This window comes from Azospirillum cavernae, assembly GCF_003590795.1.
GTDB lineage: Bacteria > Pseudomonadota > Alphaproteobacteria > Azospirillales > Azospirillaceae > Azospirillum > Azospirillum cavernae.
This window is the reverse complement of record NZ_QYUL01000002.1, coordinates 270,730-296,660: the sequence shown is the minus strand read 5'-3', so window position 1 is coordinate 296,660 and position 25,931 is coordinate 270,730. Positions and strand designations below refer to the sequence as shown.

Annotated in this window: 24 protein-coding genes and 1 tRNA gene; 13 read left to right on the top strand and 12 right to left on the bottom strand. The window is 68.2% G+C overall.

Features of this window, described 5'->3' with window-relative positions; translation table 11 throughout:
- Entirely contained in the window at positions 1–1,149 is a 1,149-nt protein-coding gene (locus tag D3877_RS12760) for a tyrosine-type recombinase/integrase (protein ID WP_158599909.1), read from the top strand.
- A gap of 72 nt (positions 1,150–1,221) precedes the next feature.
- On the opposite strand, the gene D3877_RS12755 is transcribed toward D3877_RS12760, so the two are convergent.
- Both D3877_RS12755 and D3877_RS12750 read right to left on the bottom strand, forming a co-directional pair.
- A tRNA-Met gene (locus tag D3877_RS12755) sits at positions 1,222–1,297 on the bottom strand.
- A 160-nt stretch (positions 1,298–1,457) separates the two neighbouring features.
- Positions 1,458–2,378, bottom strand: a complete 921-nt coding sequence (locus D3877_RS12750) for a LysR family transcriptional regulator (protein ID WP_119831181.1) — start codon at positions 2,376–2,378, stop codon at positions 1,458–1,460.
- A gap of 135 nt (positions 2,379–2,513) precedes the next feature.
- Here D3877_RS12750 and D3877_RS12745 point away from each other — a divergent pair, with 135 nt between their 5' ends.
- The 5 genes from D3877_RS12745 to D3877_RS12725 all read left to right on the top strand — a co-directional run bounded on the left by D3877_RS12745 (position 2,514) and on the right by D3877_RS12725 (position 8,000).
- The gene (locus D3877_RS12745) at positions 2,514–3,956 is read left to right on the top strand and encodes an MFS transporter (protein ID WP_119831180.1); all 1,443 of its coding nucleotides are present in this window, start codon (positions 2,514–2,516) and stop codon (positions 3,954–3,956) included.
- Positions 3,957–4,223: 267 nt separating this feature from the next.
- A complete protein-coding gene (locus D3877_RS12740; protein ID WP_119831179.1) occupies positions 4,224–5,951 on the top strand; it encodes a uracil-xanthine permease family protein in 1,728 nt (575 codons plus the stop codon).
- Between the two features lie 125 nt (positions 5,952–6,076).
- Complete coding sequence (locus tag D3877_RS12735) at positions 6,077–6,763, top strand: DUF6134 family protein (RefSeq protein ID WP_119831178.1); 687 nt, start codon at positions 6,077–6,079, stop codon at positions 6,761–6,763.
- Complete coding sequence (locus D3877_RS12730; protein WP_119831177.1) at positions 6,760–7,527, top strand: SDR family NAD(P)-dependent oxidoreductase; 768 nt, start codon at positions 6,760–6,762, stop codon at positions 7,525–7,527. The genes D3877_RS12735 and D3877_RS12730 overlap by 4 nt, the downstream gene beginning before the upstream one ends.
- Complete coding sequence (locus D3877_RS12725; protein WP_119831176.1) at positions 7,524–8,000, top strand: nuclear transport factor 2 family protein; 477 nt, start codon at positions 7,524–7,526, stop codon at positions 7,998–8,000. The genes D3877_RS12730 and D3877_RS12725 overlap by 4 nt, the downstream gene beginning before the upstream one ends.
- Here D3877_RS12725 and D3877_RS12720 read toward each other — a convergent pair.
- The 5 genes from D3877_RS12720 to D3877_RS12700 are packed head-to-tail and all read right to left on the bottom strand — an operon-like array spanning position 7,933 to position 13,407.
- Positions 7,933–8,553 carry a DUF3833 domain-containing protein gene (locus D3877_RS12720; protein WP_119831175.1) on the bottom strand — a complete coding sequence of 207 codons (621 nt, stop codon included), beginning with the start codon at positions 8,551–8,553 and terminating at the stop codon, positions 7,933–7,935. The genes D3877_RS12725 and D3877_RS12720 overlap by 68 nt on opposite strands.
- The gene (locus D3877_RS12715) at positions 8,547–9,896 is read right to left on the bottom strand and encodes an MFS transporter (protein WP_119831174.1); all 1,350 of its coding nucleotides are present in this window, start codon (positions 9,894–9,896) and stop codon (positions 8,547–8,549) included. Before D3877_RS12715 ends, D3877_RS12720 begins: the two co-directional genes overlap by 7 nt.
- A 24-nt stretch (positions 9,897–9,920) precedes the next feature.
- Positions 9,921–11,153, bottom strand: a complete 1,233-nt coding sequence (locus D3877_RS12710; protein WP_119831173.1) for an SAM-dependent methyltransferase — start codon at positions 11,151–11,153, stop codon at positions 9,921–9,923.
- Positions 11,150–12,013, bottom strand: a complete 864-nt coding sequence (locus D3877_RS12705; RefSeq protein WP_119831172.1) for a DUF1365 domain-containing protein — start codon at positions 12,011–12,013, stop codon at positions 11,150–11,152. Before D3877_RS12705 ends, D3877_RS12710 begins: the two co-directional genes overlap by 4 nt.
- Positions 12,013–13,407, bottom strand: coding sequence for an NAD(P)/FAD-dependent oxidoreductase (locus D3877_RS12700; protein ID WP_119831171.1), 1,395 nt, complete (start codon positions 13,405–13,407; stop codon positions 12,013–12,015). The genes D3877_RS12705 and D3877_RS12700 overlap by 1 nt, the downstream gene beginning before the upstream one ends.
- Before the next feature lie 209 nt (positions 13,408–13,616).
- On the opposite strand from D3877_RS12700, the gene D3877_RS12695 reads away from it, so the two are divergent.
- A complete protein-coding gene (locus D3877_RS12695) occupies positions 13,617–14,168 on the top strand; it encodes a sigma-70 family RNA polymerase sigma factor (RefSeq protein ID WP_238474871.1) in 552 nt (183 codons plus the stop codon).
- Positions 14,165–14,848, top strand: coding sequence for a ChrR family anti-sigma-E factor (locus D3877_RS12690; protein ID WP_119831169.1), 684 nt, complete (start codon positions 14,165–14,167; stop codon positions 14,846–14,848). Before D3877_RS12695 ends, D3877_RS12690 begins: the two co-directional genes overlap by 4 nt.
- A gap of 6 nt (positions 14,849–14,854) precedes the next feature.
- Here D3877_RS12690 and D3877_RS12685 read toward each other — a convergent pair whose 3' ends face one another.
- Together D3877_RS12685 and D3877_RS12680 are read right to left on the bottom strand one after the other, a co-directional pair.
- Positions 14,855–15,340, bottom strand: coding sequence for an acyl-CoA thioesterase (locus tag D3877_RS12685; protein ID WP_119831168.1), 486 nt, complete (start codon positions 15,338–15,340; stop codon positions 14,855–14,857).
- Positions 15,341–15,525: 185 nt separating this feature from the next.
- Entirely contained in the window at positions 15,526–16,215 is a 690-nt protein-coding gene (locus tag D3877_RS12680; RefSeq protein ID WP_119831167.1) for an outer membrane protein, read from the bottom strand.
- Between the two features lie 244 nt (positions 16,216–16,459).
- Between D3877_RS12680 and D3877_RS12675 the strand changes: the two genes are divergently transcribed.
- The 3 genes from D3877_RS12675 (at position 16,460) to D3877_RS12665 (ending at position 19,970) form a co-directional block, all read left to right on the top strand.
- Complete coding sequence (locus tag D3877_RS12675) at positions 16,460–18,556, top strand: PhoX family protein (RefSeq protein WP_119831166.1); 2,097 nt, start codon at positions 16,460–16,462, stop codon at positions 18,554–18,556.
- Positions 18,557–18,681: 125 nt separating this feature from the next.
- On the top strand, positions 18,682–19,614 hold the full coding sequence (gene rbsK / locus D3877_RS12670) for a ribokinase (RefSeq protein ID WP_119831165.1): 933 nt from the start codon (positions 18,682–18,684) through the stop codon (positions 19,612–19,614).
- A complete protein-coding gene (locus D3877_RS12665) occupies positions 19,611–19,970 on the top strand; it encodes a DOPA 4,5-dioxygenase family protein (RefSeq protein WP_119831164.1) in 360 nt (119 codons plus the stop codon). The genes rbsK and D3877_RS12665 overlap by 4 nt, the downstream gene beginning before the upstream one ends.
- Here D3877_RS12665 and hutG read toward each other — a convergent pair.
- From hutG to D3877_RS12650, 3 genes are read right to left on the bottom strand one after another with little or no spacing between them, the layout of a single operon-like run.
- On the bottom strand, positions 19,967–20,776 hold the full coding sequence (gene hutG / locus D3877_RS12660; protein ID WP_199720791.1) for an N-formylglutamate deformylase: 810 nt from the start codon (positions 20,774–20,776) through the stop codon (positions 19,967–19,969). The genes D3877_RS12665 and hutG overlap by 4 nt on opposite strands.
- A complete protein-coding gene (gene hutH / locus D3877_RS12655) occupies positions 20,776–22,329 on the bottom strand; it encodes a histidine ammonia-lyase (RefSeq protein WP_119831162.1) in 1,554 nt (517 codons plus the stop codon). The genes hutG and hutH overlap by 1 nt, the downstream gene beginning before the upstream one ends.
- A complete protein-coding gene (locus D3877_RS12650) occupies positions 22,326–23,690 on the bottom strand; it encodes a formimidoylglutamate deiminase (RefSeq protein WP_119831161.1) in 1,365 nt (454 codons plus the stop codon). Before D3877_RS12650 ends, hutH begins: the two co-directional genes overlap by 4 nt.
- 104 nt (positions 23,691–23,794) lie before the next feature.
- On the opposite strand from D3877_RS12650, the gene hutI reads away from it, so the two are divergent.
- A complete protein-coding gene (hutI, locus tag D3877_RS12645) occupies positions 23,795–25,045 on the top strand; it encodes an imidazolonepropionase (RefSeq protein ID WP_119831160.1) in 1,251 nt (416 codons plus the stop codon).
- 11 nt (positions 25,046–25,056) lie between these two features.
- A complete protein-coding gene (gene hutC / locus D3877_RS12640; protein WP_119831159.1) occupies positions 25,057–25,782 on the top strand; it encodes a histidine utilization repressor in 726 nt (241 codons plus the stop codon).
- Positions 25,783–25,931: the final 149 nt, after the last annotated feature.

The window sequence follows — 25,931 nt, the reverse complement described above, 5'->3', positions numbered from 1 at the left end:
TTGATCGCCTGGGTTCTGAACAGCGAACGACCGCGCCACGCCCCCCGGTCTCAGGCCCTGATCGACGCCATCACGCTGCGTTATTGGACCGACCACGCCGCATCCCGCCCATCGGCCAAAACGATCAAGCGGGAGCTGCGGTTGATTCACGCTTGGTGGGACGGAAAGACGGTCGCCGACATCACGCCGGACGCACAACGCCGCTTCCGCCAGCATTTGACTGAGTTGGGGACCGGCCCCGGCGGAATCGACCGCATCCTGTCCACCTTCCGCGCGGCGCTGAACCACGCGCGAAAAAACGAAGAGGTCGAGTCGATCCCCTTCATCGCGGGCTTTCGGCCAACGGAAGAGCTGCGGTCACGGGAGCCGAAGGGCCGTCCTCTGACCCTGGAAGAGCTGGCCCGCCTGATCGACGGCGCGCAGTCCCGCCACACGCTGGCCTATCTCTGGCTGGCCATCGGCACGCTCGCCCGTCCGGCGGCTATCCTTGATCTGACGGTGACGCAGTATGACGCCGACAATGGTGTGTTGACGCTCAACCCACCGGGCCGCGTCCAGAACAAGAAATGGCGGCCTGTGGTTCCGGTCGCCGCCGCTCTGGTCCCTTGGCTTGCCCCCGACGCGGCGGACGCGAAGACGGGCCGGTATGTGACCTATCGCGGCAAGCCGATCACGTCGATCATCGCCGCTTTCCGAATCGCGCGAGCCGCCGCCGGGCTGGACGCGCGCGTGACGCCCTATTCGATCCGCCACACCATGGCGCGGGAGCTGCGCAAAGCCCGCGTGCCGGGCGAACAGATCAGCCTCTTCCTTGGCCACCTGCCGTCGGGCGCCGCCAGCACCACAGCCGTCTATGCGCCCTACGAACCTGAATATCTGGCCGATGCGGCAACGGCCATCAACAACGTGATGCACCGACTCGCCGCACTGGTCAGGAACAGCCATAGGCCCGCCCCCGATGCCGAGACGACGGGCAAAGCCATCCGCCACGGCATCGGCGACGAGAAGCGCCAGCAGGTCCGCCGCTTAATCCTGGAAGGCGTTCCACACGCCAAAGTGAAGGAGCTGACCGGCGTTTCGGACGGCACGATCAGCTCAATCCGCAAGGTCCTCCGGGCTGAAGCCCTGGCCCTGAGAGCGACCAAATAGCCACTCTGCTTTCCCATTGCTTTCCCATGGGCTGCTTTCCCAAAACAGAAGAGAGCTAACCCATTGAAAAGATGGTAGGCCTGGCCGGATTTGAACCGACGACAACACCGTTATGAGCGGCGCGTTCTAACCACTGAACTACAGGCCCATCCAGGGGTCGAGAATGTGGCGCTAAACTGCCGATTGCGCAAGAGTTTGATGAAGGGACGCCGCAGTTCCGTTGATCGCTCCAGTTTCAAAGGGCGACCGTGACGCGGCAATCGGGGTTTGGCTATCAAAGTCCAAGCCCACTCGCAGGCTCCCAACCGTCAGCGAGCAGCCTGACCGCAGGCCTTCCGCATGACGGATCTCAGCCAGCGATGCGCCGGATCGGCGTCGAATCGTGGATGCCAGGCGAGCGAAATGGTGAGCGCGTCGGTTTTCACCGGCAGCTCAAAACTCGCAAGGCCGCTTCGCGCCGCTTCGGTCAGGCGCGCCGGCACGGCGGCGACAAGGTCCGAGGTGCGCACGATGGCGAGGGCGTCGGCGAAATTCGCCACGGCGATGGAGACGAAGCGTTTGAGTCCGAGCGCCGCCAAGCCGTCGTCGATTGGTCCAGAAAAACGCCCGCGCCGCGACACCGAAACATGCGGGAACGCGGCGAATTGCTGCGGCGTCACCGCGTTGACGAGCGGGTGATCGGGGCGCACGACGCCGACAAAGCGATCATGAAACAACGCTTGCAGCCGGATTTCCGGCCCCATCGCGCCGATGACGCCGACGTCCGCGTCGATTTTCCCCTCGCGCAGCGCTTCGACGTCCTCCTTGTCTTGATGGGCGAAGCGAAGCCGGACGCGCGGCGCCTCCGCTTCCACACAGGACGCGAGAACGGCGCCAAAGCTTCCGACGAAACCGTCGTTGGCCCGGATCACGAACACGCGCTCCAACCGCATCAAATCCAATTCGTCGTCGCCGCGCACCAGCGCCTCGGCTTCCAGAACGAGACGCCTCAACCGCTCCCGCAGGGCCTCGGCGCGTGGCGTCGGAACCAGACCACGCCCGGCCCGGACAAGAATTGGATCGGCCAGCAGGTGGCGGATGCGGGCCAGTTGCCGACTCATGGCCGGTGACGAGAGGTTGAGGCGCTGCGCAGCCCCGGCGACGCTGCCCTCGGCCAGCAGGGCGTCGAGCGTCACCAGAAGGTTCATGTCGAGTGAAACATGGGCCTTTGGGTTGGATCTGGCGGACATGGGCGTTTCCGCTCCGGTTGAGTGCATACTATGCACTTATACAATAGATGAATTGCACTGTATGCAATTGAACATGCCCGTTATCGAAAGAGGGCATCAACAGTCCCGCTGAGGACCCTTTCGATTGGACCCATCATGCACCCACACCCACACCCGCATGGCGCCGCGCAGGCGGTCCAGCACAGATCCATCCATTCCGGCATGGTTCTCACCGGCCTGTCTTTGGCCATTCTGCTCTCGCAGCTCGGCACCAACATCATCAACGTCGCGCTGCCGACCCTGGTGAACGCGCTTGGGGTCGAGTTCGGATCCGTGCAATGGGTGGTGGTGAGCTATCTGCTCGTCGTCACCGCCCTCATCGTCGGCGTCGGTCGTTTCGGCGACCAACTCGGCAAGAAGCGGCTTTATCTCTGGGGGCTTGTCATCTTCATGGCGGCCTCCGCGCTCTGCGCTCTGTCCAACACTCTGCCCATGCTCATCGTCGGTCGGGCCATGCAAGGGTTGGGCGGGGCGATCCTGATGGCGTTGTCCTTCGCCTTTGTCGGCGAGATCTTTCCAAAAGAGCGCGCCGGCTTCGCCATGGGGGTGCTCTCCACCATGGTTTCGTTCGGCATCGCGCTTGGTCCCTCGCTCGGGTCGCTGGTGCTGGCGGCGTTCGGCTGGCAAGCGGTGTTCTGGGTCAATCTTCCCTTCGGCCTGCTCGCTTTTTTGCTGGTGAGCCGCTATCTGCCCAACGCCGTCGACGCTCCGAAACACCCCCTGCCCGCCGCCCGATTCGACTGGCTCGGCACGATCCTTCTCGCGTTCACCCTCGGCGCCTATTCGCTGGCCATGACCTTTTCCGGCAAGCAGGGTTTTGCGGCGCCGATTGTTCTGCAACTGGGTCTTGGCGCGGTCGTCGGCCTTGCGCTGTTCCTGGCTGTGCAGATCAAGGCGCGCGCGCCGCTGCTGAAGCTCGCCATGTTCGGCAACGCGCTTTTGTCCACCAGCATGGTGATGAGCGTGCTCGTCTATGCCGTGATGATGGCGACGCTGGTGCTTGGGCCGTTCTTCCTCGCCAAGGCGCTTGGTCTTGACACCCGCATGGTCGGTCTGGTCATGACCGTTGGGCCGCTCGCCGCCGCGATCATGGGCGTGCCGGCCGGCGCTGCCGCCGACCGCATCGGCGCAAAGCTTGCCATGGTTGCCGGGCTTGCCGTTTTCACCGTCGGCGCCTTCGTGATGTCGTGGGTCTCTCTGTCGGGCGGGGTGGCCATCTACATCGTCGCCATCCTGCTCATCAGCGTTGGCCTTGCCTTTTTTCAAACGCCGAACAACACCGCCGTCATGGCCGACGCCCGTCCCGAACAGCGCGGCCTTGTTTCCGGCTTGCTGGCGCTCGCCCGCAATCTCGGCTTGATCACCGGCGCGTCTTTGATGGGCGCGCTGTTCGCCCACGCCGTCGGCGACGCCGCCACCGCGACTCCCGACAGGGTGGCGGACGGCATGCGCGCGGCGTTCCGCGTCGCTTCGGCCATGTCGGCGGCGGCCTTCCTCCTTGCCCTGACCACGCTCGGCCAGCGGCGGCGCGCGGCCTAAACCCAAACCCGAGGATCACCCCGACGCAAAACGACCAAACATCCTCGGGCGCCGAGCTGTCGGAAAAAGGGCGAAACCGATTTCCGCAGAGCGGGCGTCCAAACCAGGACGGCGAGAAGGCTGCGACGCCCGGTTGAACGGCGGTTGGGGTTTGAAGTCGTGTGACTGGAATGTGAACGGCCTGTCAATGGGATGACGGGTGGCTTGGCAGGTTGGTGAGGACCGCCTATCGTGCGTGCTTCCGACTGATCCCGCACAGCGAGCATCATGGCCAAGCGACCGACAGAGATCACCTATTGGGTCGATGAAAAGCCCCCCGCCTTGGCTCTGGTCCTGCTGTCGCTTCAGCATTTCGCCCTGGTGGCGATCTTTCTGGTGGTGTCGGTGACGATCGCCCGGATGGCGCAGCTCGACACCGAAGCGGGCAGCCGTCTGGTCAGCCTGACCATGATCGCCGGGGGCGTCGCCACCATCCTGCAATGTCTGGGGCGGGGCGGGCTGGGATCGGGCTTCATGGTTCCGGCGACCACCACCACCATTCTGCTGCCGCCCGCCGCCTTGGCGCTGGCCAAGGGCGGTTTGCCGCTGCTGTTCGGCATGAGTTTGTTTTCCGGCCTGCTGGTGATGGGGCTGTCGCGCGTCATTCATCGGTTGAGGCCGCTGTTTCCCACGGAAATCGCCGGTTTCGTCGTCTTCATGATCGGCCTGACCGTGATGATCCTGGCGGTGCGCCAACTGGTCGGCATGGGGCAGGCGGACGGCGAGTATCTGCGCTTCGCGGCGGTCGGCCTGCCGGTGCTGGCGGTGATCGTCGGCTTCAACGTCTGGGGCGGCAAGCGGTTGCGGCTCTATTGCTCGTTGATCGGCGTGGTGTTCGGCTACGCGCTGGGCATGGCGGAGGGCTGGCTCGCCCCGCTCGACATCCAGCATCTGGAGGAGGCTCCGTTGCTGGCCATGCCCCAGCCGGGAAGCTTCGGGCTGGCCTTCGACGTCGAACTGCTGCTGCCCTTCATCATCACCGCGCTGGCGATGACCTTGAATTCGGTGGGGGCGGTGACGGCGGCGCAGAAGGCCAACGACGCGGATTGGAAGCGCCCGGACATGGGCAACATCGGGCGCGGCATTCTGGCCGACGGCGTGGCGAACGTCTTCGCCGGTCTGATCGGCGGCGTTGGGCAGGCGGCGACCTCCGGCGCGGTCGGCCTGTCGGTGGCGACGGGGGCGACCAGCCGGTATATTGGCCTTGGCGTGGGGACGCTGCTGGTCGGCCTGTCCTTTTCACCGAAGATCGCCACCGCGTTGCTCATCATGCCGCCGCCGGTGATCGGCGCGGCGTTGATGTCCAGCGGCTGTTTCCTGGTGATGAACGGCATCCAGGTCATCAGCTCCCGCATGCTCGATTCGCGCAAGATCTTCGTGCTGGGCATCGCGTTGGCCTTTGGCTTGGGGCGGTTGGTCGATCCGCATTTCTTTGAAACCCTGCCGGGCTGGCTTCAGCCCTGGGTCGGCTCGCCGCTGACGGTCAGCGTGACGCTGGTCATCCTGCTGAACGCCACCCTGCGCATCGGCACCGGCACCCGCAGCCGGGTGCGGCTGGACATCGCCCATCTGACGCCCGAACAATTGACCGAGGTGGTGACGGAGCAGGGCCAGCTTTGGGCGGCGGAGCCGGAAACCATCCACCGCGTCCGCTTCGCCTTGCAGGAGGTGTTCGACCTGCTGGGCCAGAACGACATGGTGATGACGGAGGCGGGCGGGCGGCGCCCGCTGGAATTGCAAACCCTGTTCGACGAGTTCACCTTTTCCGTCACCGTCACCTACAGCGGCCTGCCGCTGACCATGGAAAAGAGCCGCCCGACCGAGGATGAAATCCTGGAGGACGACGACGGCATGCGGCGTCTGGCCTCTTACATGATCGGGCGGATGGCGAACAACGTCCATTCCTCCGTCCGCAACGGCGGGCGCTGCGAGATCCTGTTGAGCTTCAACGCCTGAGCTTCAACGCCTGAGCTTGGGGCCTGAGCTTAGGCGGCGCGTCTCGGCCTTTGGTCGGGTGGTGTGATCCACAATCGTCCCGGTGGCGTAACCATGGGCAGTGGACACCCGACGAGGATTGCGCGATGCCGCCCCCGGCCCTTTTGCGACACGCCTTGGCCGCCGCCCTGCTGGCGGCGTTCCCCGCCCAGTCCGCCCCGCTTCCGGCGGAAAACGACTATCGGTTCGAGATCCGGCGCGACGGCGCGCCGGTCGGCGAGCACCGCGTCACCCTGCGCCGCGCCGCCAACGGGGTGGAGGCGGCGGCGACCAGCCGGATCGTCGTCCGCCTGCTGGGAATCCCCGTCTACCGTTTCGATTACCGCTCGACCAGCCAATGGACCGCCGGGCGGATGACGGCGCTGGACAGCCGCACGGACGATGACGGAACCGTCACCAGCGTGTCAGCCCGCGCCGAGGGCCAAAGCCTGCTCGTCACCGGGCCGGACGGCGTGGCCAAGGCGCCGCCCGGCCTGTTTCCGACCGATCATTGGAATCCGGGGGTGATCGGCGCGACCGAGGTTCTGAACACCATCACCGGCAAAATCAACCGCGTGACCATGACCGCCCAGGGGCGCGATTCCGTGCCGACCGGGGCGCAAAGCCGCCCCTCCACCCGCTACGCCTATGACGGCGAGATGCGGGCGACGGTCTGGTACGACGACGCCGGTCATTGGACGGGCCTGCGTTTCGCCGCGAGCGACGGCTCGACCATCGACTATGTCTGCCAACGCTGCGGCCCCGATCCCGCATTGGCGGAGCGTCCGCAATGAGCGCGCCTGAGGTGAGGCCGCCGCTGGTCTGGATCACCGGGGCGGGCAGCGGCATCGGGCGGGCGTTGGCCCTGCGGTTGGCGCGCGACGGCGCGACGGTGGCGGCCTCGGCCCGCTCCGTCGAGTCCTTGGCGGAGTTGGCGGCGCTGGCGCCGGGGCGGATCCACGCCTTCCCGCTCGACGTCACCGACGCGGGCGCGGTGGCGGCCTGCGTCGCGGCGATCGAGGAACGGCACGGCCCGCTCGATCAGGTGGTGCTGAACGCCGGAACCCACATCCCGATGTCGCTCGACGATTACGCCGCCGCCACGGCGCGGACGCTGATGGAGGTCAATTACATGGGCGTCGTCCATGGGCTGGACGCCGTTCTGCCGCGCCTGCGGGCGCGGGGCCGGGGCGTGGTCGCCGTCGTCGCCTCCGTCGCTGGGTACAGCGGGCTGCCGACGGCGGCGGCCTATGGGCCGACCAAGGCGGCGCTCATCAATCTGTGCGAATCGCTGAAGCTGGATTGCGACCGCGCCGGGATCCGGCTGCATTTGATCTCCCCCGGCTTCGTCGCCACGCCGCTGACCGCGCGCAACCCCTTTCCCATGCCCGACCTGATCGGCGCGGAGGAGGCCGCTGAGCGCATCGTCGCGGGGCTTGGCGGATCGGCCTTCGAGATCATCTTTCCCAAACGCTTCGCCCGGATCATGAAGGCGCTGCGCCTTCTGCCCTATGGCGTGTATTTTCCCTTGGTCCGCAAAATCACGGGGGCAGGATGAGCGACGACGCCCGCCGCGCCGGTCTGGATGGCTGGGTGCGCTTTTTCGAAGAACTCAGCCCCGCCGCGCTGGATCGGCTGCCCGATCTGACGACGGAAGACGTGCGCTTCCGCGATCCCTTCAACGACGCGCGGGGGCGCGCCGCCCTGCGCGCGGTGATGGAACACACGCTGGCGGGCTGCGGCGATTTGCGGTTCACCGTCACGCACCGTCTGTTCGCCCCGGATCTGGCGCTGCTGCGCTGGCGGTTCGAGGCGACGCTCCCGGTGATCGGGCGCCTCGACGTCATCGGAACCAGCGAGGTCGTGCAAGCCGCCGATGGCCGGGTGTCGGAGCACATCGACCATTGGGACTCGGGCGAGCATGTCTACGCGCGGCTGCCGCTGCTGGGCGCGCCGCTGCGCCTCATCCAGCGGCGGCTTGGCGTTTGTCCGCCGATGGGTTCAACGGCGGCGGGGCGCTTGTCGGAATGACGCCGCGCCCCTCGGGCTGAAAGAACAGGCTGACGGTGCCGATCCACAGGCCCCAGCGGTAGACGTTGGCCCGGTTGATGAGGGCGCCGCCGGGTTGCAGCCACATCCAATCATCAAAGCGCACACGCCATGCGCCGTCGCCGACCTTCATCATCAGCTCGTAATTCCAGCTCAGCGCGTTGCCCGCCGATTCGCCGATGGCCGTGCCGATCACGTCGTCGGCCCGCCCCTCATAGCGACCGTCGGCGGTTTTCAGGATGCGCCAGACGCGGCGGTCCTTCTCGCCGTCGGAATAGAGGAAATTCTCGTCCAAAATCAGCTCCCGCCCATCCCACGCGCCGTCAATCGTGACGGTGAAGCTGCGGCGCAGCGTGCCGAAACGGTCCTCGAAGATCCCCCAGGCCTTGGTGCGCCCGGCGAAATACTCTTCGATTTTGAGGACGGGTTTCTGGTCGGCGAAATCCTGGACCTTCATCGACGAGCATCCGTTCAAGGCGAAGAGCAGGGCGGCGGCGGTCAGCAAAAGGCGCGATGGAAGCAGGCGGGTCAGCATGCGGGGTCCAATCCTTGGGCGGTGGCCCGGCGATCCAGCCGGTTGCGGATGGCGGCGTGGCGTCGGCGGCTCAACGGGTGGCCCCAGACCAACGCGACCGCGATCAATTTGGCTACGGTGGGAACCCCGGCGTAGATCACCCCCACCGCCAACAGCGCCGACGCGGACGGCGTGGCGACGCGCGGATCGAAGCCGAAGGCGGCGACCAGCGGCAGGGCGAGCGCCACCGACAGCGCAAGCGCGAGCTTTGACGCCATGGTCCACAGCGCGAACAGCAGCCCGGCGCGGGGCGGCCCGCGCTCCCGCCAGCGGGCGTAATCGACGACGTCGGCCTGCATCGCCGGGGGCAGGGCCAAATCCGCGCCCAGCGCCGCCCCGGTGACGACGCAGACCAGCCCGAAGGCCAGCAGGTCGCCCGCCCCCAGCCAGGGAACCGGGGCGAAGGCGGCGCAGGCGGTCAGCATGGCGAGGCACCAGGCCCGGTGCTTTTCCACCCGCGCCGCCAGCCGCAGCCACAAGGGCACGGCGGCGACGGCGGACAGGAAATAGACCAGCAGAAAGACGCCCTTGGCGACGTCGCCCGCCATCAGGACCGAGCCGACGAAAAAGGGAAACAGCGTGGCCGGAACCCCGGTCGCCAGCCCATTGACCATCCAGGCGGCGAGCAGCCGCAGAAAGGGGCGGTTGGACAGGATCGGCCGCAGAGAGGGGAAGGCGCGTGGTTGCCCTTCACCGGCAGGCCGCCCAACCTCCGCCACGCCCCACAGCAGGCCCGACAGGGCGAGCGCGCCCAGCGCCACCGTGACCATGGCCAGCAGGCTCAAGCCCTGCGCCGCGCTGAAGCCCAGCGCCGCCGCCCCCGCCGGAACCGCGCCCGCCAGAATCAGGCCGAGCACGCCGACGCTTTCGCGCGCGCCGCTGACGCGGGCGCGGGCGTCATAGCCGGTCGCCAACTCCGCCCCCCAGGCCTGATAGGGGATTTGCACCATGCTCCACCCGACATAGAGCAGCAGGCTCCAGCCGAAGAGATGGGCGGCCCCGGCCTGATCGGGCGGGTTGAACAGCGCCAGCAGGCCAAGCCCGGCCAGAAGCCCGCCCAGCGCGATCCATGGCTTGCGCCGCCCGCTGCGGTCGCTGAGCGCGCCGACCAGCGGGTCGGTCAACAGGTCGAGCGCCCGCGCCGCCGTCAGCGCCAAGGCGACGCTTCCCAACCCAAGGCCCAGCGTTTCGGCGTAATGGGCGGGCAGCAGCACCGCCACCGGAATCGTGGGAAGCGCCAGCGGCAGCGCGGGCAGCGCGTAGAGCGCTAGCCGCCGCGCCGACAACGCCCCGCCGCTGGTCATTGCGGGCCAGTCATGTTTGGACGCTCATGATGGCCGCCGGAAGCGCCAGAGGCCGACGTCGATGGTCTTGGCGCGGAAACCGGCCTCGCAATAGGCCAGATAATAGTCCCACAGCCGCCCGAACCGCTCGTCGAAGCCCTGGGCGGCGGCCTGCGGCCACGCCGCCAGGAAGCGCCGCCGCCATTCCGCCAGCGTTTCGGCGTAGCTGAAGCCGAAGGTTTCGACATGGTCGATCACCAACCCGGCCTGCGCCGCCTGCTCCCGCATCGCCGACGGGCAGGGCAGCATCCCGCCGGGGAAGATGTGGCGTTGGATGAAATCGCAGCCGCGCCGGTAGCCGGGGAAACGTTTGTCTTCGATGGTGATCGCCTGGACGACGGCGCAGCCGCCGGGCGTCAGCCGGTCGCGCAGGGTGCTGAAGTAACGCGGCCAATGGGCTTCGCCGACCGCCTCGATCATTTCGATGGAGACGATGCGGTCGAACTGGCCCTCCACGTCGCGGTAATCCTGCAAACGGAATTCCGCCATCCCAGATTCGGGGCTGTCGGCCAAGCGCCCTTGCGCGAAGGCGAGCTGTTCGGTGGACAGGGTCAGCCCGACGACGGAGACGCCGCGCGCGCGGGTCAGATGCTCCGCCATGCCGCCCCAGCCGCAGCCGATTTCCAGCACGCTCTGGCCCGGCGACAGCTCCAACAGGTCGCCGACGCGGCGGATCTTGGCGTCTTGCGCGTCCTCCAGGCTCTGCCCCGCCCGCTCATACAGGGCGGAGGAATAGGTCATGCCGGGGTCAAGCCACAGTTGGTAAAAGCGGTTGCCCAGATCGTAATGCGCCGCGATGTTGCGGCGGCTGCCGCCGCGTGTGTTGTCGTGCAGCCGGTGGTGCAGCCGGTTGACGAAGGCCAGGGCGGCTGAGGCCAGGATCTGGCTGCCCAACTCGGCCTCGTTGCGGATGCCAAGCTCGATCAAGGCGGGCAGGTCGGAGCTGCGCCACAGCCCATCGCCATAGGCCTCGGCCAGACCGATGTCGCCACCCAACAGCAGATGACGGGCCGCCGTCGGGTCGTCCAGCGTCAGGTCGGCGCGCGGGCCGTCCGCCGGGTTGCCGAACTCCATCGACCGCCCGTCGGGCAGCCGTATGGTCAGGCTGCCATGGCGGATGCGGGAGGCGGCGCGCAAAAACAGATTGGTCCACAGATCGCGGCCGGGCGTCAGCCGCCGCCACCAGGGACGAACGGCGGTTGCTGCAACGTCGGTCATGCGGGAATTCCCTTGCTGGGGGCGATGATGGGGGAAAGGGCGGCGGATGACAGGGAGGTTGGCGACGCCAGAGCGGGCGTCACGATGGTGACGGGATCGGCGGGGGCGTCGGGGCGCGGGCGGATGGTCATGCCCTTGCGCCACAGGCGCAGCGCCTCCCAATGGATGCCCGCCACGACTTTGAGCGTCATCAGCGGATGGCGCGCCCAGGCGCGCAGCAGCGCGCCGTCGCTGATCTCCACCCGGCGGGCGGCCAGGGTGGCGTGCAGCACCGGCCCCTCGGCGTCGGTCTGGCGGATCGCCAGCAGCAGATCGTCGGCGGGCGGGCGGATGCGGAAATGATAGGCCGTCTCCATGTCCATGAAGGGGGAGACGTAAAAACGCTTGTCGCAGCTCTGCCGCACCAGCCCATCGGCGCCGATTTCGGCGGGGATCAAATAGGAATGGCGCTGGCCGAAGGTGTTCGACACCTCGTGGATGATGGCGGCGAGGCTGCCGTCGGCCCGGTGGCAGAACCAGACGCTGAGCGGGTTGAAAACCATGCCCAAAACGCGGGGGAAGCACAGGATGCGGATCGGCCCGTCGGCGACGATTCCGGCCCGTTCCAGATGCCGCGCCGCCCAATCCTTCAGCGGCAACTCCGCGCCCGGCTGGTCGGCCTTCGCGCCGAAATCCCGGTCGCGGAAGCCCAGCAAGCCGAAGCGGTTGTGGGCGAACAGGCGAAAGGCGGCGTCGAGGCGGGGCAACTCGTCCAGGTCGATCAACAGGCTGAACACCCGGTAGGACAGCCGGTGCGCCACCGGCTTGACCCGGCGGTGCGTCACCGCGCCGACATAGAGGCCGGAGGCGAACGGTTCCATCACGCGGCCTCGCGCGCGGCGGCGCGCGGATGGGGGCCGAGATGGATGCGACCGGATTCATTCCCCACCGACCAGGGGCGGCGGACCCCGCCCAGCGCCTCGGCCACCGCCAGCCCGGCTTGCGCCCCGTCCTCGTGAAAGCCCGCGCCGAAATAGGATCCGGCGAACCAGGTGTTGCGCTGGCCTTGCAGGCTCCACAATTGCTTTTGCGCGGCGAGCGCCCCCATCCCGAAGACCGGGTGGTCGTAGAGGAAGCTGCGCAGAATGCTGCCCTCGCGCGGCGGGCGGATCGGATTCAGGGTCACGAACAGGTCGCGTTCGGGCGGCAGGAAGCTTTGCAGCCGGTTCATCCAATAGGTGACGCACACCGCGTCGCCCTCTGGCCCCGCGCCCGGAACACGCGGTTGCGACAGGTAATTCCAGCTTGACCACACCGCCCGGCGCTTGGGCATCAGCGTGTCGTCTTCGTGCAGGATGGCGAGGTTGCGCTCGTACCCGAAGGCGCCGAGCAGGCGGCGCTCCTCGCCGCTGGGGTCGTCGAGCAGGGCCAGCGCCTGATCGGCGTGGGCGGCGATCACCACATGGTCGAACTCGTGCAGCGCCCCGCGCCGGTCGCGGATCCGCACTCGGCCCCCCTCGCGCGACACGGACTCCACCGCGCTGTTCAGGCGCAGGGCGTTCGGCATGTCGGCCAGGATGCGGTTGACATAGGCGCGGCTGCCGCCCTCCACCGTGCGCCAGATCGGGCGGTCGGTGATCTTCAGCAGCCCGTGATTCTCGCAGAAGCGGACGAAGGCGGCGGCTGGGTGATCGCGCATCGATTCCGCCGGGGTGGACCAGATCGCGGCGGCCATCGGCAACAGATGGTCGCGGACGAAGGCGTCGGAATAGCCGCCCCGGTCCAGCAATTCGCCCAAGGTCAGGTTTTCGGCGTCCGGCGCGCTCAACTGCTTGGGCGCGTCGCGGTAAAAGCGCACCAAATCGCGCAGCATCCGCCAGAAGCGCGGGCGCAGAAGGTTGCTTTTCTGCGCGAACAGGGTGCCAAGCGAGCTTCCCGCATACTCGATCCGCCCGCCGTCGAGCGAAGCGGCGAAGCTCATGTCGGTGGGGCGCGTCGCCACGCCCAGATGATCGAACAGGGCGACCAGATTCGGGTAACTCGGCGCGTTGTAGACGATGAATCCGGTGTCCACCGGGCCGCAGAGGTCGGTGTCCACCGTGTTGGCGTGGCCGCCGGGGCGGTCTTCCTTCTCGAACAGGGTGACGCGGTGCGCCTTGGACAGCAGCCACGCCGCCGACAGCCCGGCGATTCCGGAACCAATGACGGCGACGGATTGGGGTTGGGATGGAGAGGTGTGGACAGAACGGATCGGCAGAATGTCGGCGCTGGTCATTGGCGATAAGCCCCTGTTCGGGTGCGGAACAATTAGGTTTACGCCCAAGGGCGGCGGCTGGATCACCGCCGACGGCGCTTTCCTGCTCCAATAGGGAAACACCCTGATCGGGCGTTCGGACGGTGATCCGACGCGGCGGTCGTCGCGTAAAGGGGGCTATGCGTGGCCTTGCCCCCCTTTCTTCACCGTCCATGACCGAGCGGGATCCGTTGGAACCGACCGATGAGATGTCGCGCGCCCTGCTGGCGGTGGCGACTGTGCGTGACCGCGCCGCCTTCGCCCGCCTGTTCGCCCATTTCGCCCCACGGGTGAAATCCTACATGCTGAAGCTGGGCGCGCCGCCGCAGCGGGCGAAGGATCTGGCGCAGGACACGATGCTGGCGGTCTGGCGCAAGGCCGAACTGTTCGACCCGGCCAAGGCCGAAGCCGCGACCTGGGTCTTCACCATCGCCCGCAATTTGCGGATCGACGCCCTGCGCCGCGAACGCCACCCCGAAGTGTCGGACGACGCGCTGGCCGAACATGAGGATGACCGCCCCCGCGCCGACGCGCTGTTGGACGGCGCCCAGCGGGCCAAGCGCCTGCGCGGCGCGCTCAGCGACCTGACGCCGGAGCAGGCGCAGGTGGTGCATTTGTCCTTTTTCGCCGATTTGGCGCATCCGGTGATCGCCGAGCGCCTGAACCTGCCCTTGGGCACTGTGAAGTCGCGCCTGCGCCTTGCCATGGGCAAGATCCGCAAGGCGCTGGGAGACGAGCCATGACCGGAGCCTGCAAGACCGGACACCACCCGAAGCATCACCCCAGCGACGCGCTGCTGGTCGGCTATGGGGCGGGCAGTTTGGGCGAAGGCCTGTCGCTGGCGCTGGCGCTCCATCTCGCCTCATGCCCGGAGTGCCGCGCGGCGCTGGCCGACATCGACGCCGTCGGCGGAGCGCTGCTGGAGGCGTTGCCGCCGGAACCGCTGGAACGCTTGACGCTGGCCGACACCCTGGCCTGCCTGGACGCGGCGCGCCCAGAGCGCCGTCCGCCCAGCCGCCACTTTGTCCCGCCGGGCGAATCCAGGACGCCAAGTCTGTTGCGCCCCTACGTCGGCTCGCTGGCGGCGGCGCCCTGGCAGCGGTTGGCGCCGGGCGTGCGGCGGGTGGAGCTGCTGCCGCGCACGCCGCGCGGCGGGTCGGCGCAACTGCTGCGCATCGCGCCGGGAACCGCCTTGCCCCATCATGGGCATGGCGGGCTGGAATTGACGGTGGTTCTGTCGGGATCCTTCACCGACGAGCTGGGCCGCTACGTCGCGGGCGACGTCGCTGAGGCCGACGACGAGGTGCGTCACCAGCCCATCGCCGACGGCCATGAGGAGTGCCTGTGCCTGATCGCCACCGACGCGCCGCTGCGCTTCACCGGCCTGATGGGGCGGCTGATGCAGCCCTTCATCGGCTTGTGACGCGGGCTACGACTCGCAGCGGGCCTGATAGAGTTCCATCGCGCTGCGGATGTCGTCGGGGATCGGCATCGAGGCGAAATCATCCAACGAGGTCGTCACCACCGTCAGGCTGCCCGACAGGCGGACTTGCCCGTCCACCTCGCCGTTGATGCGCAGTTGCAGGGAACTGCGCCCCAGCCGCTCGATCAAAACGCCCAGCGTCAGCGTGTCGCCCATCCGGCTGGGGGCCAGAAAATCGCATTCGGCGTGGACGATGGGCAACCCCAGCCGCCGGTCCAGGATCATGCTGGCGTAGTCGATGTTCAGCCCTTGGGTGAACCAGTCTTCCACCGCGCCGTTGAACATGTCGAAATAGACCGGAAAATAGACGATTCCGGCGGGGTCGCTGTGGGAAAAGCGAATGGGCCGCTGCACCCGGAAACAGCCGGTCGGCAAAGGCCGGTGGCTGGGGTGGTCGTCGGGGCGGCGCGGCCGCTCGCTGGCGTCATGCATCTCGTGGTCGATCCTTTTCTCCGCGACGGCCTTGTCGTCAAGGCCGGTCGGGCGCCGCCGTCAAAACAGTTGCGGCGATACCCAACAATCCGGGAAAAGCACCTTCCGTTCAACGGCTTCCTGCGCTGTCCGGGAATTCCTGACACAATCAGGCTTCCCGGATGTTGCCAAAATGCTGCACCGCGTCAGAAGGCGTAGCGCAGGCCGAGTTTGATTTCATGGCTGCGGACGTCGCCCTTCACCGGCGTGACCGGGCCGTTGGTGGTGTTTCCGCTGGTTTCAAAGCGCCCGGCGTCGAGATAGCGGTAGCCAAGATCGAGCTTGATCGCGCTGGTGACGGCGTAGGCGCCGCCCGCCATCACCGACCAGGCGAAGCGGCTGGTGTTCTTGCCGCTTTCCTGGAATTCCGCCGCGCCCAGCCGATAGGTGACGGTGTTCAGCCGGTTGAAGGCCACCCCGGCGCCCGCCCCGACATAGGGGGTGAAGGCGGTTCCGGTGTCGATGTCGTAATAGGCGTTGGCCATCACGGTCCAGGTCCGCAGCTTGGCGTCGGCGGACAGCGGGATCCCGCTCAGCGACTCGCGCGACCGGACGGCGAAGTTGGGGCGATACCCGGCGGTCAGCTCGGCCCGCAGATTGTAGGGGAGCTGGTAGCCCGCGCCCAGTTCGAACACCGCCGACTTGCCGAGATCGCCGGAAAAACCATTGCCGCCGGCGACGCTGCCACCGGGCGAGCGGGCGAAGGAACCGCCGATGTCGGCGCGGACATAGGCGCCTTGGGCTTCCGCCGCGCCCGATTCGACCGGCGCGGCCAAGGCCAGAAGGGCGCCCAGCGCCGCCGAAATGGCCGTGTTGCGGCCCGCGTTCGTCGTCATGACCCGTCTCTCTTTTGTCTGTCGTGTCGCCCGGCGACCGATCGGACGGCGGGCGGAAATTCGACTGGCTTATAGGCGAGGGTGATGACGCAAACGTGAGTATTTTGTTGCGGAAATTGGAAAGATGCGCCGACGAACAATTTCATCGGTTTGACATAAAACTTTAAAGACAATCAGGCAGGTACGGCGCAGACACGGCATCAAAGCGCAACCTGATCGGTTGCCTCCACAGGGGTATTGTTCCATGACGTCGCACGACACGCCGCAAGCTCTGCCGCAAGACGCCGACACCGACGCTTATGACCAGGCGTCGCTGGCCGCGCGCGGCGTTGATGAAAGCCTGACCTTCGCCCGCATCGCCGAACGCCATCTGGAGCGCCGTTCGCTGTTGAAGGGGCTGGCGCTGGCGGGGGCCGCCGCCTCGGTTCCGGCGACGCTGACCGGCTTCTCGGGCGAGGCCAAGGCCGCGCCCGCCGCCCTGACCTTCGAGTCGTTGGGCGTGACCAAGGCCGACACCGTCACGGTTCCGCCGGGCTACAAGTCGCAGGTGGTGATCCAGTGGGGCGACCCGCTGTTTGCCGGCATGGCGCCGTTTGACCTGAACGCCCAGACCCCGGCGGAACAGGCCCGCCGCTTTGGCTTCAACAACGACATGGTCGCCCTGTTCCCGCTGCCCTACGGCGCGCAGCCGAAGCTTGGCGGCCGCTTCTCGCACCCGTCCTATCTGATGGCGGTCAACCACGAATACGCGACCGGCGTCGGCCAGTTCGCCGATTACCCGATCCCGGTCAGCCGCGACGCCACGCTGGCCCCGCGCACCCTGCCGACGCGCAACCATGTCGAAACGCAGATGGAGTCGGTCGGCGTCTCGGTGGTCGAGATCAACATGATCAACGGCAATTGGGTGCCGAACGTCAATTCGGCCTACAACCGCCGCGTCACCGCCACCACCCTGATGGACGTCACCGGCCCGGCGCGCGGCGACACGCTGTTGCAGACCCCCGCCGATCCGACGGGCGTGCTGATCAAGGGCACCTTCGCCAATTGCGCGGGCGGCCTGACCCCGTGGGGCACCTATCTGACCTGCGAAGAGAATTGGGACGGCTATTTCAACAACCGCTCCGCCGTCACCGACGCGACCTTGAAGACGCTGCACGCGTCCTGGTCGTCGATGAACAACGCGGCGACGCCCGCGACCTCGACCGATTTCACCTTGTTCTGGGAGGCTTATGACAGCCGCTTCGACCTGTCGAAGGCCGAAGGCGTCAAGGAGCCATTCCGCTTTGGTTGGGTCGTCGAAATCGATCCCTACACCCCTGGCGCCCGCCCGAAGAAGCGCACGGCGCTGGGCCGCTTCAAGCATGAGGCCGCCCAGAGCGTGCTGAACGCCAGCAATCGTCTGGTCGTCTACACCGGCGACGACGAGCGTTTCCAATACGCCTACAAGTATGTCTCGAACGGTCGTTACAACGCCGCCAACCGCGCCGCCAACGACACGTTGCTCGACGAGGGCGTGCTGTACGTCGCCAAATTCAGCGACAACGGCACGGGAACTTGGTTGCCGCTGGATTTCGCCACGCTCAACCTGCTGTCGCCGGGCAAATTCCGCAACCAGGCCGACGTGCTGATCCGCGCCCGCGAGGCCGCCGCCGTCCTGGGCGCCACCCCGATGGACCGCCCGGAGGACATCGAGGCCCCGCGCGACGCCAATTGGCAGGGCAACGGCAAAGTCTACATGGTGATGACCAACAACAGCAACCGCACGGCGACCGGGACCACCGCGCCGAACGCGGCGAACCCGCGCGCCAGCAACATTTCGGGTCATATTCTGGAGATCACCGAGGCCGACAACGACATGGCGGCCACGCGCTTCGCCTGGACCATCTTCCTGCTGGCGGGCAACCCGTCGGCGGCGGCGGGGACCAACACCAGCGTGGTGTGGAACGGCGTGCCGACCTTCCAGGGTCCGGCCTTTGGCGCGCCCGACAACATCGCCTTTGACAGCACCGGCAACCTGTTCATCGCCACCGACGGCACCGCGCCGACGACGCCGACCTGCAACGATCAGGTTCTGGTGACGTCCACCGCCGGGGGCTTCCCGCGTCAGGTCAAGCGCTTCCTCGTCGGTCCGGCGGAATGCGAGATCTGCGGCCCGCTGCTGTCGCCGGACGACACCACTTTCTTCTGCGCCGTCCAGCATCCGGGCGAAGATGGCGCGGTGGTTGACCGTTCCGCCACCAACAGCAAGCTGCGCCGGACCAGCGTGTGGCCGACCGGCAGCGTTCCGCGCCCGGCGGTCGTCGCCGTGCGCCGCACCGACGGCGGCCGCATCGGCAGCTAACGCCGAATCAGCAAGCGTTCTCGACATGGAATGGCTCCGTCCCGCAAGGGGCGGAGCCTTTTCGTTTGGCTCGGCGCGCGCGCTTGCTATCGTCGTCGTCCTGCCCGCGTGTTTGAGGAGAGAGCATGACCCGGCCCAAGATCGCCGTCATCGGCAGCAGCATGACCGACCTCGTCGCCTATGTGTCCCGCGTGCCGGAACGCGGCGAAACGGTGGAGGGGGTGTCCTTCAGCCAGGGCGGCGGCGGCAAGGGGGCCAACCAGGCGGTGGCGGCGGCCAAGCTGGGGGCGCACGCGCTGTTCGTCGCCAAGCTGGGGGATGACGGATTCGGCGACGCGACGCTCGCGGCGCTCGCCCGCGCCGGGGTGGACACGCGTCATGTCGGGCGCGTGGCGGGCGTGGCGAGCGGCGTGGCGACGATCCTGGTGGAGCCGTCGGGGGAAAACCGCATCGTCATCGCCAAGGGGGCGAACGACCATCTGCGCCCCGCCGACATCGACGCGGCGGCGGCGGATCTGAAGGACTGCCGCCTGATCGTCCTGCAATTGGAAGTGCCGCTGGACACCGTCTATCACGCCATCGCCTTTGGCGTGGCCCATGGCGTTCCGGTTCTGCTGAACCCGGCCCCCGCCCGCAGCGATCTGGACCCGGCGCGTCTGGCGGGCGTCCGCTTCTTTGTGCCGAACGAAACCGAGTTGGCCAGCTTGACCGGCTGTTCGGTCAACAGCCCGGCGGACGCGGAGGCGGCGGCCCGGCTGTTGATCGCGCGCGGCGTGCGCTGTGTCATCGTCACGCTGGGCGCGCGCGGCGCGCTGCTGGTGACGGCGCAGACGGCGACCCTGATCGACCCCGTGCCGGTGACGCCGGTGGACACCACCGGGGCGGGCGACGCCTTCATCGGCGCCTTCGCGCGGGTCTTCGCCGAGAGCGGCGACGTTCCGGCGGCCCTGCGCACAGCGGCGCGCTACGCCGCCGATTCGATCACCAAGCGCGGCGCGCAAGCGGCTTACGCCACGGCGGAGGAGTTCGCCGCCTTCCTCGCGCGGGTTGGGGAATGACCGTGACGCCGCCGCCAAGCGCCGATCCCGCGCGGATCGCCGAATACCACGCCCACGTCTATTACCGGCCCGAGACGAAGGCGGAGGCCGCCGCCTTACGGGAGGGGCTGGGGGCGCGCTTCGCCGTGCGGTTGGGCCGCTGGCACGACGCGCTGGTCGGCCCCCACACCGCCAGCATGTATCAAGTCTCCTTCGCGCCCGAGGAGTTCGCGCGGGTGACGCCGTGGCTGATGCTGAACCACGGCGGTCTCGACGTGCTGATTCACCCGGCGACTGGCGACGATCTGGCCGACCACACCACCCACGCGGCGTGGCTCGGCCAACGCCTGCCCTTGCGGTTGGAGGCGTTGGTTTAGGCGTCGGGCCGCCACCCCGCCAGCGTTTCCAAAAGCGGGCGCAACACCCGTTGCAGCCGTTCCGCCCGGTCGGGGCGGTAGGCGAAGGGCGGGGCGTCCTCGTCCATATATTGGTCTTGCGCCAGCTCCATTTGCAGGGCGTGGACGTCGTCCGCCGGTCGTCCGTAGAAACGGGTGATGTGGCCGCCGACGAACCGCCCGTCGGCGACGCAGGTCAAACCCTCCGCCGCCGTCGCCCGCTCCATCGTCGCCACCACGGCGGCGATCAGGTCGGGCGCGGCGCTGGTTCCGCGCGCCGTGCCGAGGTTGAGGTCGGGCAGACGCCCGTCGAACAGGCGCGGCACGCGGCTGCGGATCGAATGGGCGTCGTAGAGCAGGGCGAAGCCGTGGCGGGCCTTCGCCTGCGCCAGCTCCGCCGCCAGCGCGTCGTGATAGGGCCGCCAATAACGCGCGACCCGCTCGGCGATCTCCGCCGCGTCCGGGGCCTGTCCGTCCTTGTAGAGCGGTTGCCCGTCGAACAGCGTGTCGGGGCACAGGCCGGTGGTCGCCTGTCCGGGGTAGAGGCTGGCCCCGTCCGGCGGGCGGTTGAGATCGACGACGCAGCGCGAAAAGCGCGCGCTGAGCCGCGTCGCTCCCAGCCTTTCGGCGAAGGCGTAAAGCTGGGGGATGTGCCAATCGGTGTCCCGCAGGGTCAGCGCCTCCGGCGTCAGCCGCTCCGCCAGCCCCGGCGACAGCGCCGTGCCGCAATGGGGCATGCTGATGACCAGCGGCCCATCGCCCCGGATCAGGTCGAACATCGGCTCCATCACGCCTCCAGCGACGCGGGCATCACGCCGTCCAACGCGCCGTCGCGCACCATGGCGCCGATGGCCGCCAGATCGGGGGCGAAGTAGCGATCCACCTCGTAACGCGGCACGACGGCGCGCACCGTGGCGATGGCGCGCTCCAGCGTGGGCGAGGTGGCGAGCGGGCGGTGGAACTCCAACCCTTGAATCGCGGCCAAAAGCTCTATGCCGACGATGTCGGCGACGTTGCCCGCGATGTCGCCCAGCCGCCGCGCCGCGAAGGTCGCCATGCTGACATGATCCTCCTGGTTGGCGGAGGTCGGCAGGCTGTCCACGCTGGCCGGGTGGGCGTGGGTCTTGTTTTCCGAGGCCAGCGCCGCCGCCGTCACATGGGCGATCATGAAGCCGGAATTCAGCCCCGGCTCGGCCACCAGGAAGGGCGGCAGGCCGCTGATGGTGGTGTCGATCAGCATGGCGATGCGGCGTTCCGACAGCGCGCCGATCTCCGACGCGGCGATGGCGAGCTGGTCGGCGGCCATCGCCACCGGCTCCGCGTGGAAATTGCCGCCGGACAGCACCTCGCCGGTGTCCACCAGCACCAGCGGGTTGTCGGTGACGCCGTTCGCCTCGATCACCAGGGTGCGGGCGGCCTGGCGCATCTGGTCGAGCACCGCGCCCATCACCTGCGGCTGGCAGCGCAGCGAATAGGGATCCTGCACGCGGTGGCAATCCGGCCCCTGATGGCTGGCGTTCAGCGGGCTGCCGGTCAGCGCGTCGCGGAACAGGGCGGCGACGGCGATCTGGCCCGGCTGGCCGCGCAGGGCGCTGATGCGGGCGTCGAACGGGCGATGGCTGCCCTTGACCGCCTCGACCGACAGCGCGCCCGCGACCAGGGCGGCGTTGAAATCACGCTCGATCTGGAACAGCCCGGCCAGCGCCAGCCCGGTGGAGACCTGGGTGCCGTTGATGAGCGCCAAGCCCTCCTTGGCTTTCAACTCGAACTGCGGCAGACCGGCGACGCGCAGGCCCTCTTCGGCGGGAAGGATTTGGCCGTTGACGCGGACATGACCGATGCCAAGCAGCACGCCGCACAGATGGGCCAGCGGAGCCAGATCGCCCGAGGCGCCGACCGATCCCTTGCCGGGGATGAGCGGCAGGACGTCGGCGGCGTGCAGTTTCAGCAGGGCGTCGACCAGTTCGGGCCGGATGCCCGAGGCGCCGACGGCCAGACTGACCGCCTTGATGACCAGGATCAGGCGGACGACCTCGTCGGCCAAGGGCTGGCCGACGCCGGTGGCGTGCGACAGGATCAGGTTGCGCTGAAGCTTTTCCAGATCGCTGGCGGCGATGTGGGTGTGGGCCAGCTTGCCGAAGCCCGTGTTCACGCCATACACCGCCTCCGTCCCGCCGGCGATCTTGTCGATCAGGGCGCGCGATTGGGCCATGCGCGGGTAGGCCGCCGGATCGAACGTCAGGGTGGGCCGCCCGTGATAAATCGCGCGCAGCGTGTCGAGCGACAGCGCGCCCGGAACCAGGGTGATGGTGGTGTCGGTGGTCGGCACGGTGTCGCTCATCCCAAAAGTCTCCCCAAGGTGTTTTTGAAGCGTTCGGCGATTTCATCTTCGCGCGGGTGGCGGCGGTCGCGGATGATGGCCCGCCCGCCGACGATCACGTCGCGCGCCAGCCCGGCGTTGCCGGAGAAAATCCAACTGTCGAGCCACGCGTCGCCCCGGCGGGCGGCGAGCAGCGGGTGATCGGAATCCAGAACCACGATGTCGGCGCGCGAGCCGACGGCGATCCGCCCGGCGTCAAAGCCGGTGGCCTGCGCGCCCCCCGCCTGCGCGTCCTCCACCAGCCGCCGCGCGGTGGCGCGGCGCGGGCCGCCCGCCAGCACGGTGCGCCGCCCGCTGGTCAGCCGCGCGCCATACTCCAGCCAGCGCAGATCCTCGACCGGGCTGACCGAAATGTGGCTGTCGGAGCCGACGCCCCAGCGCCCGCCCTGCGCCATGTAGGATTCGGCGGGGAAAAAACCGTCGCCAAGGTTGGCCTCCGTCGTCGGGCACAGACCGGCCACCGCGCCACTCGCCGCCACGCCGCGCGTTTCCGCGTCGGTCATGTGGGTAGCGTGGATCAGGCACCAACGGGCGTCCACCGCGCAGCGCTCCAACAGCCATTCCACCGGGCGGCGTCCGCTGTAGGCGAGGGAATCCTCCACCTCCTTGCGCTGTTCGGCGATGTGGATGTGGATCGGGCCGGTCGGGTGGGCGGCGAGCGTCTCGGCCAACAGGCTTTCCGGCACGGCGCGCAGCGAATGGGGGGCGATGCCCAACCGAACGTCGTCGTCCGCGCCGTAGGCCCGCCGCAACGCTCCGGTCAGCCGCTGGAACCCGTCGCCGTCATGGATGAAGCGGCGCTGGCCGTGGGTGGGGGCGGTTCCGCCGAAGCCCGAGGCGGCGTAGAGCACCGGCAGCAGGGTGATCGGCAGGCCGACCGCGCGGGCGGCGGCGACGGCGCGGTGGCTCATCTCCGCCGGATCGGCGTAGGGGCTGCCGTCGCGGTCATGGTGCAGATAATGGAATTCGGCGACCGCCGTGAAGCCCGCCTTCAGCGTCTCTATATAAAGCTGAGCGGCGACCGCCTCAAAATCCTCCGGCGTCATGCGGTCGAGCGCGCGGTACATGACGTCGCGCCAGCTCCAAAAACTGTCGGCGCCCTCGCCCGAGGCTTCGCCCATCCCGGCGATGGCCCGCTGGTGGGCGTGCGAATGCAGATTGGCGATTCCCGCGACGGCGGCCCCGTCGAACCGCTCCGCGCCCGGCGGGCAAGGGGCGTCGGCGGCGATGGCGGCGATGCGGCCCCGGTCGTCCAGCGCGACGACGACGTTGTCCGCCCATCCCTGGGGCAACAGCGCGGCGGCAAAAAACAGGTTGCTCATGCAAGCGGCCTCGTTATTATAGACAACACTATACAAGTATAGGCAACCCGATGCCAAGCGCCTTTCGCAAGGGCGCCCGGCGGAGGACCACCGGAGGACAACCGATGCCGACCGCCGCGCTGTGGGATTCCCTGTGGATCGACCTGTCGCTCGCCACCATGGTTGATGGGGCGGCGGACGCTTATGGCGCGGTTCCGGACGCGGCGGTGGGGGTGAAGGACGGCAAAATCGTCTTCGCCGGTCCGCGCGCGGCCCTGCCGGGGCCTATGGAGTCTTTGGCCGCGCATGTCCATTCGGGCGGCGGCGGCTGGATGACGCCGGGGCTGATCGACGCCCACACCCACCTTGTCTATGGCGGCAACCGGGCGCGCGAGTTCGAGATGCGGCTCCAGGGCGCGAGCTATGAGGAGATCGCGCGGGCGGGGGGCGGCATCGTCTCCACCGTCGCGGCGACCCGCGCGGCGGACGAAGACGCCTTGCTGGCCGTCGCGCTGCCGCGCCTGGACAGCCTGCTGGCCGAAGGGGTGACGACGGTCGAAATCAAATCCGGCTATGGGTTGGACACCGCCAGCGAGATGAAGATGCTGCGCGTCGCCCGGCGTCTGGCGGAGGTTCGTCCGGTCGATGTCCGCGCCACCTTCCTGGGCGCCCACGCGGTCCCGCCGGAACGGCGCGGCGACCCCGACGGCTACATCGACCAGCTTTGCGCCGAAACTCTGCCCGCCGTCGCCCAGGCCGGGTTGGCAGACGCGGTGGACGCTTTTTGCGAGGGCATCGGCTTTTCCATCGACCAGACCCGCCGCGTGTTCGAGGCGGCGCGGGCGCATGGCCTGCCGGTGAAGCTGCACGCCGAACAGCTCAGCAATCTGGGCGGGGCCAAGCTGGTCGCCGCGTTCGGCGGCCTGTCCGCCGACCACATTGAGCATCTGGATGAGGAGGGCGTCGTCGCCATGGCGCGGGCCGGAACGGCAGCGGTGCTGCTGCCCGGCGCCTTCTACGCCCTGCGCGAAACCAAGCTGCCGCCGATTGATCTGCTGCGCCGCCACGGCGTGCCGATGGCGCTGTCCACCGACAACAACCCCGGCACCTCGCCGGTCTGCTCGCTGCTGCTGATGCTGTCGATGGGCTGCACCTTCTTCCGGTTGACCCCGGCGGAGGCGCTGGCCGGGGTGACGCGCTGCGCTGCCCGCGCGTTGGGTTTGAGCGACCGGGGCGTCATCGCGCCGGGGATGCGGGCCGATCTGGTTCTGTGGGGGATCGACCATCCGGCGGAATTGTCCTACGCCATCGGCCTCAACCCCTGCCGGGCGGTGGTGAACGCGGGAATCGTCCGCGCGCCCCGCATTTTGTCCTGAAAGAGCCGATCATGAGCGCCGTGTCCGCCGCGCAACCGCGCTACGCCCAGATCAAGGAGACGATCCGCCGCCGCATCCAGTCCGGCCACTGGCGCGAGGGCTTTCAAATCCCGTCCGAACACAAGCTGCTGGAGGAGTTCTCGGTCAGCCGGATGACGGTCCACCGCGCCTTGCGCGACCTGACCGACGAAGGGCTGCTGACCCGCGTGCAGGGGTTGGGCACCTTCGTCGCCGAACGCCCGACCAGCATGGACGTGGTGGAGCTGCGCAGCATCGCCGACGAGATCGCGGCGCGCGGCAACCGCCATTCCTGCGCGGTCGAAAGCCTGTTCGCCGTCACCGCCGATTCCGGTCTGGCCCGCCGCTTCAACCGGCCGGTCGGGTCGGCCCTGTTCCATTCCATCGTCGTCCATCGCGAAAGCGACGTGCCGGTGCAGTTGGAAGAGCGCTGGGTCAACCCAGAGGTCGCGCCCGACTATCTGGACCAGGATTTCACCCAACAGACCCCCGGCGCCTATCTGATGCGGCTGGAATCCTCCCCCCAGGTCGAGCATGTGATCGAGGCGGTGGCCCCGACCCCCGACATCGCCCGCCTGTTGGAAATCCCGCCGACCGAACCCTGTTTGCGCGTCACCCGCCGCACCTGGGTCAATGGTCAGGTCGTGACGGTGGCGATGCTGGTGCATCCCGGCAGCCGTTACCGTTTGGGCGCGCGTTTCCAGGCGCCGCCGCCGTAAGCCTCTCGCGGCCCCCTCCCTAACCCTCCCCCGCTGGTCAGCGGGAGAGGGAACTGCCGCCGCCTTCCCATCAGGCCCCCTCTCCCGCGTGAGCGGGGGAGGGTCGGGGAGGGGGCAACCGCCATCATCCACATCCACCCCTCCCACCC